Annotated in this window: 21 protein-coding genes; 10 read left to right on the forward strand and 11 right to left on the reverse strand. The window is 43.7% G+C overall.

Annotation, left to right across the window (positions count from 1 at the left end):
- Positions 1–21: 21 nt before the first annotated feature.
- From lptB to ED652_RS10745, 6 genes are read right to left on the reverse strand one after another with little or no spacing between them, the layout of a single operon-like run.
- Positions 22–747 (reverse strand): LPS export ABC transporter ATP-binding protein, encoded by a 726-nt coding sequence (lptB, locus tag ED652_RS10720; protein ID WP_017107768.1) that lies wholly within the window; start codon positions 745–747, stop codon positions 22–24.
- A 2-nt stretch (positions 748–749) separates the two neighbouring features.
- Complete coding sequence (gene lptA / locus ED652_RS10725; protein ID WP_017107769.1) at positions 750–1,244, reverse strand: lipopolysaccharide transport periplasmic protein LptA; 495 nt, start codon at positions 1,242–1,244, stop codon at positions 750–752.
- Complete coding sequence (lptC, locus tag ED652_RS10730; RefSeq protein ID WP_122054725.1) at positions 1,225–1,788, reverse strand: LPS export ABC transporter periplasmic protein LptC; 564 nt, start codon at positions 1,786–1,788, stop codon at positions 1,225–1,227. Before lptC ends, lptA begins: the two co-directional genes overlap by 20 nt.
- Entirely contained in the window at positions 1,785–2,342 is a 558-nt protein-coding gene (gene kdsC / locus ED652_RS10735) for a 3-deoxy-manno-octulosonate-8-phosphatase KdsC (protein ID WP_122054727.1), read from the reverse strand. The genes lptC and kdsC overlap by 4 nt, the downstream gene beginning before the upstream one ends.
- Entirely contained in the window at positions 2,342–3,313 is a 972-nt protein-coding gene (kdsD, locus tag ED652_RS10740) for an arabinose-5-phosphate isomerase KdsD (protein WP_122054728.1), read from the reverse strand. The genes kdsC and kdsD overlap by 1 nt, the downstream gene beginning before the upstream one ends.
- 34 nt (positions 3,314–3,347) lie before the next feature.
- Positions 3,348–4,313, reverse strand: a complete 966-nt coding sequence (locus tag ED652_RS10745; RefSeq protein ID WP_017107773.1) for a calcium/sodium antiporter — start codon at positions 4,311–4,313, stop codon at positions 3,348–3,350.
- A 262-nt stretch (positions 4,314–4,575) separates the two neighbouring features.
- Here ED652_RS10745 and mlaF point away from each other — a divergent pair, with 262 nt between their 5' ends.
- The 8 genes from mlaF (at position 4,576) to ED652_RS10785 (ending at position 10,035) form a co-directional block, all read left to right on the forward strand.
- A complete protein-coding gene (mlaF, locus tag ED652_RS10750) occupies positions 4,576–5,370 on the forward strand; it encodes a phospholipid ABC transporter ATP-binding protein MlaF (RefSeq protein ID WP_065104179.1) in 795 nt (264 codons plus the stop codon).
- Between the two features lies 1 nt (position 5,371).
- Positions 5,372–6,151 (forward strand): lipid asymmetry maintenance ABC transporter permease subunit MlaE, encoded by a 780-nt coding sequence (mlaE, locus tag ED652_RS10755; RefSeq protein ID WP_020477255.1) that lies wholly within the window; start codon positions 5,372–5,374, stop codon positions 6,149–6,151.
- Between the two features lie 2 nt (positions 6,152–6,153).
- Positions 6,154–6,645 (forward strand): outer membrane lipid asymmetry maintenance protein MlaD, encoded by a 492-nt coding sequence (mlaD, locus tag ED652_RS10760; RefSeq protein ID WP_102326728.1) that lies wholly within the window; start codon positions 6,154–6,156, stop codon positions 6,643–6,645.
- Between the two features lie 61 nt (positions 6,646–6,706).
- Complete coding sequence (locus tag ED652_RS10765; protein ID WP_174214628.1) at positions 6,707–7,309, forward strand: phospholipid-binding protein MlaC; 603 nt, start codon at positions 6,707–6,709, stop codon at positions 7,307–7,309.
- Positions 7,309–7,617, forward strand: coding sequence for a lipid asymmetry maintenance protein MlaB (locus ED652_RS10770; protein WP_004735315.1), 309 nt, complete (start codon positions 7,309–7,311; stop codon positions 7,615–7,617). The genes ED652_RS10765 and ED652_RS10770 overlap by 1 nt, the downstream gene beginning before the upstream one ends.
- 13 nt (positions 7,618–7,630) lie before the next feature.
- A complete protein-coding gene (ibaG, locus tag ED652_RS10775) occupies positions 7,631–7,885 on the forward strand; it encodes a BolA family iron metabolism protein IbaG (RefSeq protein ID WP_004735316.1) in 255 nt (84 codons plus the stop codon).
- Between the two features lie 8 nt (positions 7,886–7,893).
- Entirely contained in the window at positions 7,894–9,159 is a 1,266-nt protein-coding gene (gene murA / locus ED652_RS10780) for a UDP-N-acetylglucosamine 1-carboxyvinyltransferase (protein ID WP_029223045.1), read from the forward strand.
- Between the two features lie 150 nt (positions 9,160–9,309).
- Positions 9,310–10,035: a 1-acylglycerol-3-phosphate O-acyltransferase gene (locus tag ED652_RS10785; protein WP_102307516.1), complete on the forward strand. Its 726-nt coding sequence runs from the start codon at positions 9,310–9,312 to the stop codon at positions 10,033–10,035.
- A gap of 124 nt (positions 10,036–10,159) precedes the next feature.
- Here the strand turns inward: ED652_RS10785 and ED652_RS10790 are convergent, their stop codons facing one another.
- The 5 genes from ED652_RS10790 to arcA form a co-directional block, all read right to left on the reverse strand.
- Positions 10,160–10,549: a RidA family protein gene (locus ED652_RS10790; RefSeq protein WP_009847729.1), complete on the reverse strand. Its 390-nt coding sequence runs from the start codon at positions 10,547–10,549 to the stop codon at positions 10,160–10,162.
- 135 nt (positions 10,550–10,684) lie between these two features.
- Positions 10,685–11,146 (reverse strand): aspartate carbamoyltransferase regulatory subunit, encoded by a 462-nt coding sequence (gene pyrI / locus ED652_RS10795; RefSeq protein ID WP_004735320.1) that lies wholly within the window; start codon positions 11,144–11,146, stop codon positions 10,685–10,687.
- 12 nt (positions 11,147–11,158) lie between these two features.
- The gene (gene pyrB / locus ED652_RS10800; RefSeq protein WP_004735321.1) at positions 11,159–12,088 is read right to left on the reverse strand and encodes an aspartate carbamoyltransferase; all 930 of its coding nucleotides are present in this window, start codon (positions 12,086–12,088) and stop codon (positions 11,159–11,161) included.
- A 287-nt stretch (positions 12,089–12,375) separates the two neighbouring features.
- Complete coding sequence (locus tag ED652_RS10805; protein WP_122054730.1) at positions 12,376–13,380, reverse strand: ornithine carbamoyltransferase; 1,005 nt, start codon at positions 13,378–13,380, stop codon at positions 12,376–12,378.
- A 156-nt stretch (positions 13,381–13,536) separates the two neighbouring features.
- Positions 13,537–14,757: an arginine deiminase gene (gene arcA / locus ED652_RS10810; protein ID WP_009847726.1), complete on the reverse strand. Its 1,221-nt coding sequence runs from the start codon at positions 14,755–14,757 to the stop codon at positions 13,537–13,539.
- A 577-nt stretch (positions 14,758–15,334) separates the two neighbouring features.
- Between arcA and rraB the strand changes: the two genes are divergently transcribed.
- The gene (rraB, locus tag ED652_RS10815; protein ID WP_004735324.1) at positions 15,335–15,751 is read left to right on the forward strand and encodes a ribonuclease E inhibitor RraB; all 417 of its coding nucleotides are present in this window, start codon (positions 15,335–15,337) and stop codon (positions 15,749–15,751) included.
- Between the two features lie 124 nt (positions 15,752–15,875).
- The gene (locus ED652_RS10820) at positions 15,876–16,673 is read left to right on the forward strand and encodes a hypothetical protein (protein ID WP_102545690.1); all 798 of its coding nucleotides are present in this window, start codon (positions 15,876–15,878) and stop codon (positions 16,671–16,673) included.
- Positions 16,674–16,799 lie beyond the last annotated feature (126 nt).

A 16,799-nucleotide genomic window follows, 5' to 3' on the forward strand; every position in this document is an offset into this window, starting at 1 on the left:
CTCTCGATACTCTCTATATAATCATAGACGGAATTGTTCGCCTAGATAAACTTGTTTAACTTGTTCGTTATTGAGAACATCTTCAGGAGTACCCTCTGCAATCAGGTGTCCTTGACTCACAATGTAAGCTTTTTCACACACGTCCAATGTTTCGCGAACGTTGTGGTCGGTAATCAAAACGCCTAAGCCGCGATCGCGTAGGTGAACGATGATTTTCTTGATATCAATAACCGAGATTGGGTCAACACCAGCAAACGGTTCATCCAATAGAATAAACTGAGGATTGGCTGCCAGTGCGCGGGCAATCTCAACACGACGGCGCTCACCACCCGACAGAGCCATACCATTACTGGTTCGGATATGTTGGATATGGAACTCTTCAAGCAGGTCTTCTAGCTTATCCTGACGCTGTTCGTGAGTCAGCTCATCACGCGTTTGTAAAACGGCCATGATGTTATTCTCAACTGACAACTTACGGAAAATCGAGGCTTCTTGAGGCAGATAACCAATACCAAGGCGTGAACGACTGTGCATTGGCAAGATACTGATATCTAGGTCATCAATGCTGATAGTGCCTTCATCACGCGCAACTAAGCCAACAATCATATAGAAAGACGTGGTTTTACCTGCGCCGTTGGGGCCAAGTAATCCTACGATCTGGCCGGACTCTACTTGTAAGCTTACGTCGGTCACGACTTTACGCTTGCTGTATGTTTTCGCTAGGTTCTTTGCTGTAAGGACTGCCATGATTACTTGTTCACTTCAGTAGGTTGTAAAACCGTTGATACACGTTTGTTCTCACCACTGTCAGCGACTAATTTTTGAGAGCCGATCTGGTAAGTGATCTTAGAACCACGAATGATGCTGCCATCTTGAGATAGCATTGCATTCTTAGTCATGATCAATCTGTCAGCAACAAGCTGGTAATGTAAGTCGTCAGCTTCGCCGTAGAGTGTCTTCCCGTCGTCAGTCAACTGAGAGAAGGTTGCAGGCTTACCGAAGCCTTGAATTTCTTCAATTTCACCGTTGACCGCATTTCGAGTAACAATCACTTTATCAGCATTAATATTGATGCTGCCCTGCTTAAGAACAACATCGCCGATGAATGTGACTTTGTTGCTTTTCATATCCAGCTGCTGACTGTCTGAATCAATGTAGACAGGCTGCTCGCTATCCGAAGATAGGGCGTATACGCTTGGCGCAGCAAAGGCAAAAGCAAGTAAACTAAGGGGTAAGAGTTTCATATCTACCTTGAACAGAATTAAAGAGGGTTGCATTGTTGGTACCGAAGTTACCCTTCATTGCTTGTCCCTCAGTTTCAAAAAATGTACCGATCATATGGACCGGAGTCTCTGAATAAAAATCTCGGCTAGTGAGCTCAACAACCATTTTATCGGTTGTCATGGTATCGAAGCTCGCCTCTGGCAATAGGTTCTTGGCTAAAACGTTATCATAAAAAGTGACGACTTGATTTTCATCCATGATCGCGCGATCAGCGGTCACTTGCCATTCAATCGTATGTCCTTCACGGAAAACAGAGAGAACCGGGTTTTGAAAATGTGTATCACCAACAACGGAGTAGTGTTCCAAGTAGGTTGATTCAACCTGATAGCTACGAATACCGCTTTCGTCATAACTGATGTTATCTAGGCTTTTGCCGCTAAAAGCCGGCAGCTCCAAATTAGGAGCCACTTGTATCGTTGATTGTTGCTCTTTGTCGAACAAGTAATAGGTCGACCAAGAAGCAATAAATATGAGTATTAAATAGATAATACGAGTAAAACTCATATGCTTAAACCTTTATGCATGTCGAGTTCATTTCTTGCTTGTAAGATAAGATCGCACACTTCGCGCACCGCACCATGACCACCTTTAATCGTTGTCACGTAATTCGCTCGTCTAGCAAGCAGTGGGTGACCATCTGCCACACATACCTTCAAGCCAACTTTTTCCATCACTGGCCAATCGATCAGATCGTCACCGATGTAACCCGTATTGATTGGGTCTACAGAAAGCTTATCGCAAATATCTTGGTAGGCTTTAACTTTATCATCTTGACCTTGGTAGATAAGTTTAATACCAAGAGCCGTCATACGGTTCTCAACAATTTGAGATTTACGACCGGTGATGATCGCGATTTCAATGCCAGCGTTCATCAGCGATTTAATACCGTAGCCATCACGAGTGTGGAATGTTTTCAGTTCTTCGCCGTTGTTGCCCATGTAGATGCGACCATCTGAGAATACACCATCAACATCGCAAATCAGTAGTTTGATATCTTTTGCCAATTCGAATACGGCTGCGTTTGCTGTGCCATATAAGGTTTCTACTGTGTTTGTCATTACATTACTCCTGCTTTGAGTAAGTCATGCATATTTAGGGCACCAACTAGCTTACCTTCATGGCATAACATCAAACCATTAATGCTTTTTGCTTGCATCAGATTTAAGCCTTCAACCGCGAGCATGTTGGGTTCAGCTACGGTTGGGTTTTGTGTCATTACATCGCCAATCTGCGTGCTATGAATATCAACGCGCTTGTCTAGGATACGACGTAAATCACCGTCGGTAAAAATACCCGCCATTTGACCGTCATCGCCAACAACCGCGGTCATACCTAGACCTTTCTGCGATATTTCTAGTAGAGCATCTCTTACTAGGGCATCAGGCGCAACGACAGGGAGTGCGTCACCTGTGTGCATGATATCTTCAAGCTTCAATAATAGTTGTCGACCCAAAGCACCGCCAGGGTGAGACAAAGCAAAATCTTGCGCGGTAAAGCCTCTAGCTTGTAAAAGTGCGACGGCTAATGCATCACCCATCACCAAGGTAGCCGTGGTGCTGGTTGTTGGTGCAAGCCCTAGCGGACACGCTTCTTCTGGCACGGATATTTGTAAATGAATATCAGATAACGTCGCCATGTTTGAAGCTGGCTTACCAGTCATGCTGATGATTTTGATGTTCAAACGCTTCAATACTGGGAATAGGCTCAGGATCTCACCTGATTCACCCGAGTTGGATATCGCTATCACAACATCACCAGCTCCGATCATGCCTAGATCACCGTGTGCGGCTTCCCCAGGGTGTACGAAGAAAGCGGATGTACCTGTACTTGCCAATGTTGCTGCTATTTTGTTGCCGATGTGACCAGATTTCCCCATGCCCATCACAACCACTTTTCCTTTGTTGTTCAGGATAAGGTCGCAAGCTTTGCAAAAATCATCATTAAAATATTGGTCTAATTGAGTAAGACCTGCAACTTCGGTTTCCAAAACTTGCTTTGCAACACTGCGATAATCGAATGGCTGAGACATCAAATACTCCAAGTACGGGAAGTTAAATCAATAATTAAGCTGACATGTTCATTAGTAGGTAACTTTGATACGCCACAAACGTCACAATCAATACGCCACCTTCAATACGATTCACACTGCGAGATTTACCGAGTGCCATTACAACAAGCAGTAGCGATACGCCTAGCATTACCCAGAAATCACGACCCATCGCAAATTCACTCAAGATTGATGGATTTAAGATGCCCGGAATACCCATAACCGCGAGAATGTTGAATACGTTTGAACCGATGATATTACCCACGGCCATGTCATCTTCACCCTTCATTACACCAGCAAGAGAGGCTGCAAGTTCAGGTAGGCTAGTGCCAACGGCAATGATGGTTAAACCAATTACAAGGTCGCTCATGCCAAAGAACTTCGCGATAACAACCGCGTTATCAACCAACATATTGGCAGCGAGAGGCAGAACAATTAGACCAACCACAACCCACATTGCGGCTTTAGGGTTGCTTACGCCTTCAGGAACTTCAGATTCTTGCTCTTCAAGAAAGGCATCACCATTCTTTTTCTCACTGCGGCTGATTTGTAGCATTGCGAATAAGAATGCGGCAAAAAGAACAAACAACAACACGCCTTCGTAGAACCCTAAATGGTTGTCCCACAGCAAAGCGCCTGCAAGTAGAGTGACACCAATCATCAATGGTAGTTCACGGCGAATCACACCAGAGCTGATAGATAGTGGCTTAATAAGCGCTGTAATACCTAAAATCAGAGCGATGTTAGCGATGTTAGAACCTAAAACGTTACCAACTGCAGTATCTGTTTTTCCGTCGAGAGCAGCTGTTGCTGAAACCATCATTTCTGGCGCAGAAGATCCCATTGCAAGAATCGTCATACCGATAACTAAAGGTGAAATACCGAAGTTGCGGGCAAGAGCAGCGGCTCCATAAACCAGTTTATCTGCACTCCACACCAAAAAACCTAGACCGATAATGAGAAACGCAATCGCTTCAAGCATGATGATTCCTAAAAATTAATAAAAAACGGAGAATTAACCGCTAATTTTGACTTGTTGCTAGATAAAAGGGAAGTCACTCTACAAATTAATTCCGGGTTAGTGGTATAGAAATGTACCCGAAATGTGAATTTTTCAATGCTTTCAAATCCCTGCCTGTCTTTTTGTTTTATGTAATTAATCGAACAGTGCTTTTAATTCTAAAGTAGACTCATTATTATTACAGCCATAATTGATGTTTTTTAGAGCAAGGAAACAACAGGTCATGTTGAATACTGAGCTTGTGAAGGTTAAAAACCTCAGCTTCTCTCGAGGCGAGCGAGTTATCTTTGATGACATTAGCTTAGAGGTACCTCAAGGCAAAATCACTGCAATCATGGGACCGTCTGGGATTGGTAAAACCACCTTACTCCGTTTGATTGGCGGTCAACTGCCTCCAGATGCTGGGGAAGTGTGGTTTGATGGCGATAATATTCCTGCGTTGTCACGCCGTAAGTTATACCAAGCCCGTAAAAAAATGAGCATGCTTTTTCAGTCGGGTGCACTTTTTACGGATCTCAATGTCTTTGATAACGTGGCATTCCCCCTTCGAGAACATACTGAGCTTAACGAGAAGTTCATTCGTACGGTTGTTTTGCTTAAACTTGAAGCGGTAGGCTTGCGAGGTGCGGCTCAATTGATGCCGAGTGAGTTATCCGGCGGCATGGCAAGACGAGCGGCGTTGGCTCGTGCGATTGCTTTGGATCCAGAACTGATTATGTACGATGAGCCTTTTGTCGGCCAAGACCCAATCACCATGGGTGTTTTAGTTGAGCTTATCCGCAATTTGAATCAAGCCTTGGGTTTAACCTCGATTGTCGTTTCTCACGATGTTCCAGAAGTGATGAGTATTGCTGATTGGGTTTACCTAATGGCCGATAGTAAAATTATTGCTGCTGGGTCTCCCGAGGAACTGTACAACAATGACGATCCAAGAGTGCAGCAATTTTTGCAAGGTGATGCGGATGGCCCTGTGCCATTTCGGTTCCCGGCAAAGAGTCTAGAAAAGGATTTGTTTTAATATGATTGCGAAAACTATTGCGGGTGTCGGCAAACGAACACTTGCGATCTGTGAGTCATTTGGTCGAGCAAGCCTGATGTTATTTGGCGCCTTGTTTGGCGTCCCGAGACTAAAAAACTTCCCTTTATTAGTTAAACAACTTTATAGCGTTGGCGTTCAGTCATTAGCGATTATTTTGGTTTCGGGTCTGTTTATTGGCATGGTACTTAGCCTACAGGGTTATGTCGTATTAATTGATTACGGTGCTGAAGGTAACCTTGGGCAGATGGTCGCGCTGTCGTTGCTACGTGAACTAGGCCCTGTGGTAACAGCGCTCTTATTTGCTGGGCGTGCTGGTTCTGCGTTAACGGCTGAAATTGGCTTAATGAAAGCGACGGAGCAGATCTCTAGCCTTGAAATGATGGCGGTCGATCCTCTTAAACGCATTATTGCACCACGACTTTGGGCCGGGCTTATCTCAATGCCATTGCTTGCTATGATCTTTATGGCGGTAGGTATTTGGGGCGGTCAGCTAGTGGGTGTTGATTGGAAAGGCATCGACCACGGTAGCTTTTGGTCTGCGATGCAATCTTCTGTTGAGCTAGGTCGAGATATTGGCAACAGCATGATCAAATGTATGGTCTTCGCTATCACCGTAACGTGGATCGCGCTTTTCAATGGTTATGATGCGGTACCGACCTCTGAAGGTATTAGTCAGGCAACCACACGCACAGTAGTGCACTCTTCTCTAGCGGTATTAGGGCTAGATTTTGTTCTTACCGCATTGATGTTTGGGAATTAATCATGCAACAAACTCGAAAATTAGAATTATGGGTCGGCACCTTTGTTATTGCCGGAATTTGCGCAATCTTAATCATGATCTTTCAAGTCGCTGACGTAAAAGGTCTCGGTTCAAATCATACTTACAACTTAAAAGCGACCTTTGACAACATTGGTAGCCTGAAAGTTCGCTCTCCGGTAAAGGTAGGTGGCGTGGTTGTTGGCCGAGTTCAGAGCATTCAGCTTGATACTGAAAGCTATCTCCCTGTGGTTGAACTGTCTATTGATGCGAAGTACTCACAATTTCCTGATACCTCTAGTGCTCAAATCTTAACGTCTGGTTTAATTGGTGAGCAATACATCAGTCTTGTTCCTGGCTTCATTTTTGAAGATGAAGAGATGTTGGTTGATGGTGACTCGATTGAAGACACCAAATCAGCATTAGTGCTCGAAGATTTAATAGGCCAAGTGCTGTATAGCGTTGGCGGTTCTGATGATAATGAAACTAAGGAGTAGTCTCATGTTAAAGACGAATAGCCTATTGAAAAAATGGTTTATAACAGCGGCTGCTTTGCTGATGTCAACTCAAGTTCTTGCTGAAGAATCGATTGATCGCACTCAGCCTTATCAGATGATGACTCAAGTAGCCGAAGTGTCTTTTGAACGCCTGAAGAACGAACAAGAGAACATCCACAATGATCCTGAATTATTGAAGGTTATTGTAGAAGAAGAATTGATGCCTTATGTGAACGCTCAATATGCAGCACTTAAGTTGTTAGGGCCAAACTTAAAAGGTGCGGACAGAAAAGACGTGCGTGTATTTATCGATTCATTCCGTAAGTACCTCGTTTCTTCTTATGCTCAAGTACTGACGCAGTACACGGATCAGACGATTCAATTTGGTCCAGAACCAAGAATCAAAGCAGATAGCCGTATTACGAGTATAAAGGTCGATATCATTGATACGCCGCGACCAAACATTAAGCTTGAATTTAAGTTACGCAAAGACAAGAAGTCAGGCGAATGGAAGGCATTCGATATGGTTGCGGAAGGTATTAGTCTATTATCAAGCAAGCAGTCAGAGTGGAATACGAAAATTCGTCAAGAAGGCATCTTACAAGTTGCTGACGAACTAGAGAAATTGGCAGCGCAGCCCATTCGTTTTGAGAGCAACAAATAATGAGCCATTCTCAATGGCAAGCACTAAGCTCTAAAGAGTATCAGCTGCTCGGTGATATCGACCGAGACAGCGTTCCTGCAATCTGGCGAATATTGGAAAAGTGGCAAACAACGGAATCGAGCGTTGAAATTGACCTTAGCCATATAAATCGAGTCGATTCAGCAGGAATGGTGATGCTAATTCACTTATTAGAGCATGCAAAAAATCAAAACTGTCATATAATGCTCAGTTTCGTGCCAGAACAATTACGAACGTTGTTCCAATTGAGCAATATCCAGCCAATGATGGCAGAACACATAAAAAATTAGGCAGGAGCTATTTGTGGACAGCACAAAAGTACAAGAATTATTAGCAGCGGCACTGAACCTTCAGGAGATTTTCGTGAAGGGTGAAGGCAGTCATTACGAAGTTGTTGCGGTTGATGCATGTTTTGACGGCATGAATCGAGTTAAGAAGCAGCAGCTAATCTACGGCCCACTAATGGAATACATTCAACGCAATGACATCCATGCTCTTTCTATTAAGGCGTTTACGCCAGAAGAGTGGGAACGTGATAAGAAACTGATGTCACTTTAAGGTTTATGATGGAAAAGTTTCGAGTTATTGGATCGGATAAGCCGCTAAGCGGTGAAGTGACGATCTCAGGCGCAAAAAATGCAGCGCTACCTATCTTATTTGCTTCAATTCTTGCTGAAGAGCCAGTAGAAGTAAGTAACGTTCCTCACCTACGTGACATCGATACTACGATGGAATTACTAAAGCGTTTAGGCGCAAAAGTATCACGTAACGGTAGTGTTCATGTTGATGGCAGCGAAATTAATGAATTTTGTGCGCCTTATGATTTAGTAAAAACAATGCGTGCTTCTATCTGGGCTTTGGGTCCTCTAGTTGCTCGTTTTGGTGAAGGCCAAGTGTCACTTCCTGGTGGTTGTGCGATTGGTGCTCGACCTGTTGATTTACATATCCATGGCCTAGAGCAACTAGGTGCGACCATTGTATTGGAAGATGGTTATGTGAAAGCAAGTGTTGATGGCCGTCTGAAAGGCGCGCACATCGTGATGGATAAAGTAAGTGTGGGTGCCACCATTACTATCATGTGTGCAGCAACATTGGCTGAAGGTACAACTGTATTAGATAATTCAGCGCGCGAGCCTGAGATTGTTGATACGGCTGATTTCCTAAACAAACTGGGTGCTAAGATTTCTGGCGCAGGTACAGACACGATCACTATCGAAGGCGTTGAGCGTCTTGGTGGTGGCCAACACTCTGTGGTTGCTGACCGTATTGAAACCGGTACGTTCTTAGTTGCTGCGGCAGTATCTGGCGGTAAAGTCGTTTGTCGTAACACTAACGCTCATCTTCTTGAAGCTGCATTAGCGAAGCTTGAAGAAGCGGGTGCGAAGGTTGAAACAGGCGAAGACTGGATCAGCCTTGATATGACAGATCGTGAGCTGAAAGCGGTGAAAATCGTAACAGCACCTCACCCAGGTTTCCCAACCGACATGCAAGCACAATTTACTCTGCTTAACATGATGGCGAAGGGCAGTGGTGTTATCACTGAGACTATCTTTGAAAACCGCTTTATGCACATCCCTGAGTTACAGCGAATGGGCGCAAAAGCGGAAATAGAAGGCAACACGGCTATTTGTGGTGAAACCAAAAAATTGAGCGGCGCTCAAGTAATGGCAACGGATCTTCGCGCATCTGCGAGTCTTGTTATTGCTGGCTGTATTGCTCAAGGTGAAACCATTGTTGACCGTATTTATCACATCGATCGTGGCTACGATAAGATTGAAGATAAATTGTCAGCCTTAGGCGCAAACATTACACGGTTTAGCGAGTCGAACTAACTTAGGTTAGTGAGTTCATGAATCAGTAAGATGAAAACAGAAAAGTCGGAACCTTGGTTTCGGCTTTTTTATAGTTGTATTTACCGCCAGTGAATCTGTTGCCTATTTTGTGCAAATAGATGAATCAACTTGGCGGTTGTGAGGAACAAAATGATAGCAATATTACGTATTTTCGCAGTGGCGATATTTGCGATTCTTATGTTTGTATTTGGGTGTGGTTACTGTTTACTCAGCCCACGTAACCCGAAACACGTATTTACCTTTGGTCGTTATTTCGGTCGCATGTCGAAAATCTTTGGTATGAAGTTAGAGCTTCGTATCCCGGAAGATGCTTACTCTCGTGGCCAACATGTTTACGTTGCAAACCACCAAAATAGCTGGGATCTATTCACTATTTCATCAGCGGTAACACCTAAAGTTGTGACAGTAGGCAAGAAAAGCCTAGCGTGGATGCCTCTTTTTGGTCAGCTGTACTGGTTGACGGGTAATATCCTAATTGACCGAGCTAACCGCAGCAAAGCGGTAGGTACTATCGATCAAGTGGTTACTAGCCTTAAAGAGAGTGATGTTTCAGTATGGATGTTCCCTGAGGGGACTCGTTCTCGTGGTCGTGGTTTGTTACCATTCAAAACGGGTGCTTTCCATGCTGCGATTGGCGCTGGCTTACCTATTATCCCTATCGTGTGTAGCTCAACAGGTGGCGTGAAGCTGAACCGTTGGAACAATGGTCATGTGATTGTTGAAATGCTGCCACCAATCAGCACTGAAGATTACGATAAGTCTAATGTTCGTCAACTGGCTAACCTAGCTCGTGAGCAGATGGCTGCGAAGCTTGAAGAGTTAGACAAAGAAGTGGTTGAGCTTAATAGGAAGTAATCATCTAAGCGAAACGATGAACAATAAAAAAGGTTGCCAATTGGGCAACCTTTTTTGTATCTGATAAACGCTCAGCTCTATGCCAATTTGTTTACTAGAAACCGTTTATTCTAGATATTAAAACCTATTTGCGAACCGCAATAGCTTCGATCTCAATACCTACATCTTTTGGCAGACGCGCTACTTCAACACATGAGCGTGCAGGGTAGTTTGCAACACCGTGCTCATCAAAGAATTTACCGTAAACTTCGTTTACTGTACCGAAGTCGTTTAGGTCTTTAACGAATACCGTTAGTTTTACGATGTCTTTTACAGTCAGGCCAGAAGCTTCAACAACCGCTTGAACGTTGTCTAGAGATTGGCGAGCTTGCACTGCGATATCAGCAGATACTTCACCAGTTGCTGGGTTTACTGGGATTTGACCAGAAGTCAGAACCATGTTGCCAAGGTCAACACCTTGTACGTATGGGCCGATTGCAGCTGGAGCAGATTCTGTGTGAAGTACTTTAGTCATTGGTTATTCCATCAGTTATTGGATAAAAAGCGATTTTTAGTGTGCCTTCAAACTTAGGATAGGTAAAGAGCAAAATACCCCGCACAGGCGAGGTATTGAATAGTTTTTGCGTTCGATCGGTGTTGCCGTATGACGTTATCTTTCTGTCACGATCTCACGAGAGAAGACTTTTTCGCAGTATTTACACTTCAATCGAATATCTTCTTTCTTTTCAAAGATTTTAAAGCTGCTTTCAACGGGTTCATTGTGAGTAATACAATTGGTGTTTGGACACTCGAACACATCGTTGATTTGCTCAGGAAGTTCTAGTGGTAGCTTCTTAACCACTTCGTAATCTTCGATTTGGTTTACGGTCGCGTGAGGCGCGTAAAGTGCTAACTTGCTCGCCTGTTCTTCAGTGATAAACACATTCTCTATCTTGAGTAAGTCTTTACCGCCTAGAGCTGAGGATGGCAGGTTTAGGCCAATCGTTACTCGCTGATTAGAGTTATGCATGTCGAACAGTTTGAGTACCTTGATCCCGATGTTGGCGGGGATATGGTCGATAACCGTTCCGTTCTTGATTGCTTCAACTTTTAATTGAGTCTCTTTAGACATGATATCTCTCCTCTACAGCGTTTCGTTAAGAACAAGGGCTAGCAATGCTTCACGCGCGTAAACACCGTTCTCAGCTTGCTGGAAGTAGTAAGCGTAAGGTGTTTTATCGACATCGACAGTAATTTCATCAACACGAGGAAGAGGGTGAAGAACCTTTAGGTTATCACGTGCATTTTCCAACATCGGAGCCGTCAGGATGTACGCTGATTTGATGTGCGCGTATTCCGATTCATCAAAACGTTCTTTTTGAACTCGAGTCATGTACAGAACATCCAACTCTGGAATCACATCTTCCATGTCGGTCAGTAGTTGGTACTTGATGCCCGCTTCATCAAGCTCTTCACAAATGTAGTCAGGCATCGCCAGTGCTTCTGGAGCAACGAAGTAGAAACAGATGTTGTCGAACTTCGCGAGTGCTTGAGTTAGCGAGTGAACCGTACGGCCGTACTTAAGGTCACCAACGAATGCAACGTTTAGGTTGTCTAGGCGACCTTGAGTTTCGGCGATAGAGAACAGGTCTAATAGCGTTTGTGTTGGATGTTGGTTTGCGCCGTCTCCCGCGTTAATAACAGGTACACCGTTTGAGAACTCAGAAGCCAGACGCGCAGCGCCTTCTTGAGGGTGGCGCATTACGTAAGCATCAACGTATGAAGAGATGACCTGCACTGAGTCTGCTAGCGTTTCGCCTTTCTTCGCCAGTGACGTGTTACCACCGCTATCGAAACCAATCACATCACCACCGATGCGCTGAATAGCCGTTTCAAAAGAGAGACGAGTTCGCGTTGAAGGTTCGAAGAAGCAGCTTGCAACAACTTTGTTCTTGATGAGTTCTGGGTTTGGTTCAGCTTTAAGTTGACCTGCCGTTTGAACAATTAATTCTAGCTCTTCACGAGAAAGCTCTGGAATTGAGATGATGTGCTTTTGATAGAGCGAATTCGCCATGATCTTCTTCCCCACAATAATGTATTGGCCATAAAAAAGCCCCCCATAATGGGAGGCTTTAAAAAAGTGCTGAAAAGCAGAATAGACGGCCTGGCAAGCATGCTAGCTTGCGAGCAATATTTGGTGTTTTCACAATTTTATTATGTGTTTTCACAATATCATTATGTTTTATCACAACATTGCTTGGCGTCATTTTCACTACTCTCAGACAAATTGCCGAGAATTATACGCTTTCAATTTGTGAGCGCAAGCGATTACATCAAGCTTTTGTTTACTTTCATTATTCTCTATTGGCCAAGTGTCGCGACCATTACTGCTTTGATGGTGTGCATGCGATTCTCTGCTTCATCAAACACAATTGAGTAGTCGGACTCAAATACTTCATCTGTTACTTCCAAACCGTTCATTCCATATTTGTCTGCGACTTGCTGGCCGATCACGGTTTCATTGTTGTGGAAAGCTGGCAGGCAATGCATGAACTTAACTTGAGGGTTACCTGTGAGCTTTATGACATCCATATTCACTTGGTAAGGTGTCATCACAGCCACGCGTTCGTCCCAAGCTTCGGGCGCTTCACCCATAGAAACCCAAACATCGGTGTAAAGGAAATCACAACCTTTCACGCCTTCAGCAACGTCTTCTGTCAGCGTGATTTTTGCACCTGTAGTTTGTGCAATAGCTTGGCACTCTTCAACGAGCTGTTCTTCTGGCCAGAATGCTTTAGGTGCGACAAGGCGAATATCCATACCCATTTTAGCTGCACCTACTAATAGAGAATTACCCATGTTGTTACGAGCATCGCCTAGGTAAGCAAAGCTGATTTGATGCAGATGTTTACCGCGACCATGTTCGATCATAGTAAGGAAATCAGCCAAGATCTGAGTTGGATGGAACTCATCGGTTAGACCATTCCAAACCGGTACACCCGCATAAGCGGCAAGATCTTCGACAATGCTTTGGCCAAACCCTCGGTATTCAATACCATCGTACATGCGACCTAATACACGCGCGGTATCTTTCATTGATTCTTTTTGACCAATCTGAGAACCAGAAGGGCCTAAATAAGAGACTTGCGCTCCTTGATCAAAAGCAGCTACCTCAAAGGCACATCGAGTTCGAGTTGATGCTTTTTCAAAGATCAAAGCGATGTTTTTACCGTTAAGCTTTTTCTGCTCTGTACCTGCATACTTAGCTTTTTTAAGGTCAGCAGACAGGTCGAGTAAAAACTGAATCTCTTTAGGAGTAAAGTCGAGAAGTTTTAGAAAGTTACGATTGCGAAGATTAAATGCCATCTCTCGCTCCTTGGGTATATAGAATCAATGAAGAACTTAGTTAAACATAAAAATGCTATATTTGTGAATATTTATTTTATTAATTTGATAAAAAAGGCCAGTACAATGGTACTGGCCTAGATAAGTTAATGTGTTCGCTTTATTGAACTACTTGAGTTAAATACCGTCTCTTTCGATAGGACAGCTCATACAACGAGCGCCACCACGACCGCGACCCAGTTCATTGCCTGGAATCGTCAGAACTTCGATGCCTGCTTTATCGTATTTCTCATTGGTGTAAACATTACGCTCATAACCGATAACCGTACCCGGCTTCACCGTCAGTACGTTGTTAGCGTCATTCCACTGTTCACGTTCAGCTTCGTAGTTATCACCACCAGTTGTGATGATCTTCAGTTGATCGAGATCCAGTGCGCCTTCAATCGCTGTTAGGTAGTTTTCAGCTTTCTCTACTCGCATTTCGCCATTTTCTTTCGGCGTTAAGCGCCAAGTATCAAGATCTTTACGAACGATCTCTGGATAGACAGAGAATGTGTCGATATCCATGTGCGTCATGACCGTATCAAGGTGCATACAAGAGCGGTGCTTCGGTAAATCAATCGCAATCACTTCTTTAGCTTGACCGGACTTGAATAAACTCGCAGCTAGGTTTTCGACACCTTGTGGCTTGGTACGCTCTGAAATACCGATCAGAACAGCGCCTTTACCGATTACCAGTACATCACCACCTTCAATATTGGCGTTGTCGTAATGAAGATCTTCATCACCGAAGTACTTAATGAAATCTTGCCCCGCGAATACAGGGTGCCAGCGATATATTGCTCGCAAGTGATTCGTTTCTCGTTGGCGAGCAGGCATCATCATAGGGTTAAGAGAGACACCGCCATAAACCCAGCAAGATGTATCGCGGGTAAATAGATGGTTAGGTAGCGGCTCAATAACGAAATCAAGTGGGCGGTGCATCTTCGGTAGCATTGAAGAAGATTTAATAGGAAGCTCAGAGTAGGCTAAACCACCAAGTAGGATCGTAGCCAAGTGCTCATTGTCCATTTGAGCAAGGTACTCTCTTAAATCACGTGCGAATGTAGGGCCGTAACGGAAATCAGAGATTTGAGTATTAAGCAGCCACTCACGAGCTTGTGCTACAGCGAGTGTCTCAACCAGTAGGTCATGCAGTAATAACACTTCAACGTCTTGGTTACGAAGTGTTGTCGCAAAGGCATCGTGTTCTTCACCTGCTGCTTCTACTGCAAGTACATCATCAAAGAGTAGCTCATGACAGTTAGAAGGGGTGAGGTGGGTGAGTGCCCTTTCAGGCCTATTTAGGAGAACTCGTCTTAATTGACCGACTTCGGAGCCAACGTACAGCTTACTCATTTTGCATCCTTACTATTAATCCAGCGTCTATTTATGACAAGCTTGTTCGTAATATGCAAGTTTTGAAACTTGTGTAAAGGTTATGTTATTTTGATATTTTTGGTTTTAAATGCTGAGTTTTATGGGATTGTTAATATTAAAACCCAACCTAAAGGCTGAGTTATGGAACAAACTTTTTGCGGATCTATGCTCCAATTTCAGTGATTTGATAATCCACTTTGCTTGGTTAACGTGATTTTTCATTCAAAATTTATGCAGTTACTTACTTATAAGTGAGGTTTTATGCATCGATGAAGTGATCGGCAGTATGCATCTGATATGATTAACCACTCAATTTTGAAGGAGTCAGGCTAAAAGTAACAATAAAAATGAAATGCTAAAACACACGATGGTTAAAAATATGTTGAAAATTTGTTTCTGTGATTTTGATTTCACTTTTTAATTGATATCCCTTCTGTTATCTAGCGATAAACTTGCTCTTCTACACCTGATCTAGGTGGCTTTTCTAGACGATCCGTGCCATATTTCGTGGCAATCAAATTTGATCTTTTCATAGTCAACACTCTGGAGCAGACACATGTCTCACGAAGATGAATATCTATCAGTAGCGGAATTAATTGAATTTCAAAAAGGAGAGACTCGCGACATCATTGAAGCACTAATCGAAGATGGTAGCGATCCTGAAGCTCTATACGATATCGAGCATCACCTATTCGCTGAAGATTTCGCAGTACTTGAGAAAGCCGTTGTTGAAGCATTCAAAATGGGCTTTGAAGTGCTTGAAGCTGAAGAGACAGAAGACGAAGATGGCAACAAGCTACTTTGTTGTGATGCAACGATGCAGTGTACTCTGAACGCAGAAGCGATTGATGAGCAAGTTGAGAAGCTTGTAAATCTTGCAGAGAAGTTTGACATTATCTACGACGGTTGGGGCACTTACTACGAAGGTGAAGATGCTATCTACCCTGACGAAGATGATGAAGACGAAGAGTAATCTCTCCCAGTTTTAAAGAATGCCAGCCTTGAGCTGGCATTTTTTTGTCCTCAGAAAAATAAATGTCTTTATATGCATTCATTCATTATAATGCGGTCAAAATTGATCTAGCTCAAGGAATGACATGCGGCTACCTCTCGATGGTCTTTGGCAAATTTCGCCACTGACGGATCTCTCTATCCCACAAGATGACATTACCTTTCCTGCTCCATTAAGCTCAAAGCTCCCTAATAGCTTGAGTGAAGAGGAAATCGCAGAGCAAGAATGGCACCTGATGCATGACATCGAAGTGGATGATGCCATGTTGGCGTGCCCATTTGTTGAGCTAGTCGTCGCAGGCGTTGACTACTTTGCAGAAGTACGACTCAATGGCGTTGCCGTATTTGACTGTGATGGCAGCGAAGCTGAATATCGTAAAGACATCCGTCCTTATATGCAGCCTGGTCGAAATCGTTTTGAGATCCTTTTCCTTGAAGAAGAGGAGAGCCTGTTGCTTGAAGAGGATATGGATGACTCTATCTCTTCACAGGTCGTCGCTAAATCAGATTCTCGTATCGGAATCTGGCAAGCTCCATATCTTCAGTTCGTTCGTAACGTCAAGCTTGAGCAAGTCGTCACCGAGCAAATCTGGCATCACGGTGGTGGCTGTGAGTTTAAAGTAGATGTTATCTATCAAACGCTAAAGCCGGGGTTAATATCGGCATCAATCAAGTTTAATGGTATGACTCTCGTGATGCCGATTGATGTCCGAGCAGAACATACGGGTGTTGTGTTTCAGGTTGAGGCTCCAATGGTATTTAACCTTGAGAAGCCCAATCCTAAGCATTTATATCAGTTAGAAGTGGAACTCGATGGGCAAAAAGAGAGTTCTTTCGTAGCCTTGAATCCAGCCTCTTGCGTGAGTAACTTTTTGCGTAACTAGCGGTTATTCAATTAGCCCGTTACGTAATGAATCAATTTGCTCACTCGCTTGTCATCTAATGAACTGCCCAGGGCGCGAGCATACTTTGATTGATTGATTTATAACCCAAAGAAGACTCGAGCCCGA

The sequence above is a fragment of the Vibrio sp. Evd11 genome, assembly GCF_900382755.1.
GTDB classification, from domain to species: Bacteria; Pseudomonadota; Gammaproteobacteria; order Enterobacterales; family Vibrionaceae; genus Vibrio; species Vibrio lentus.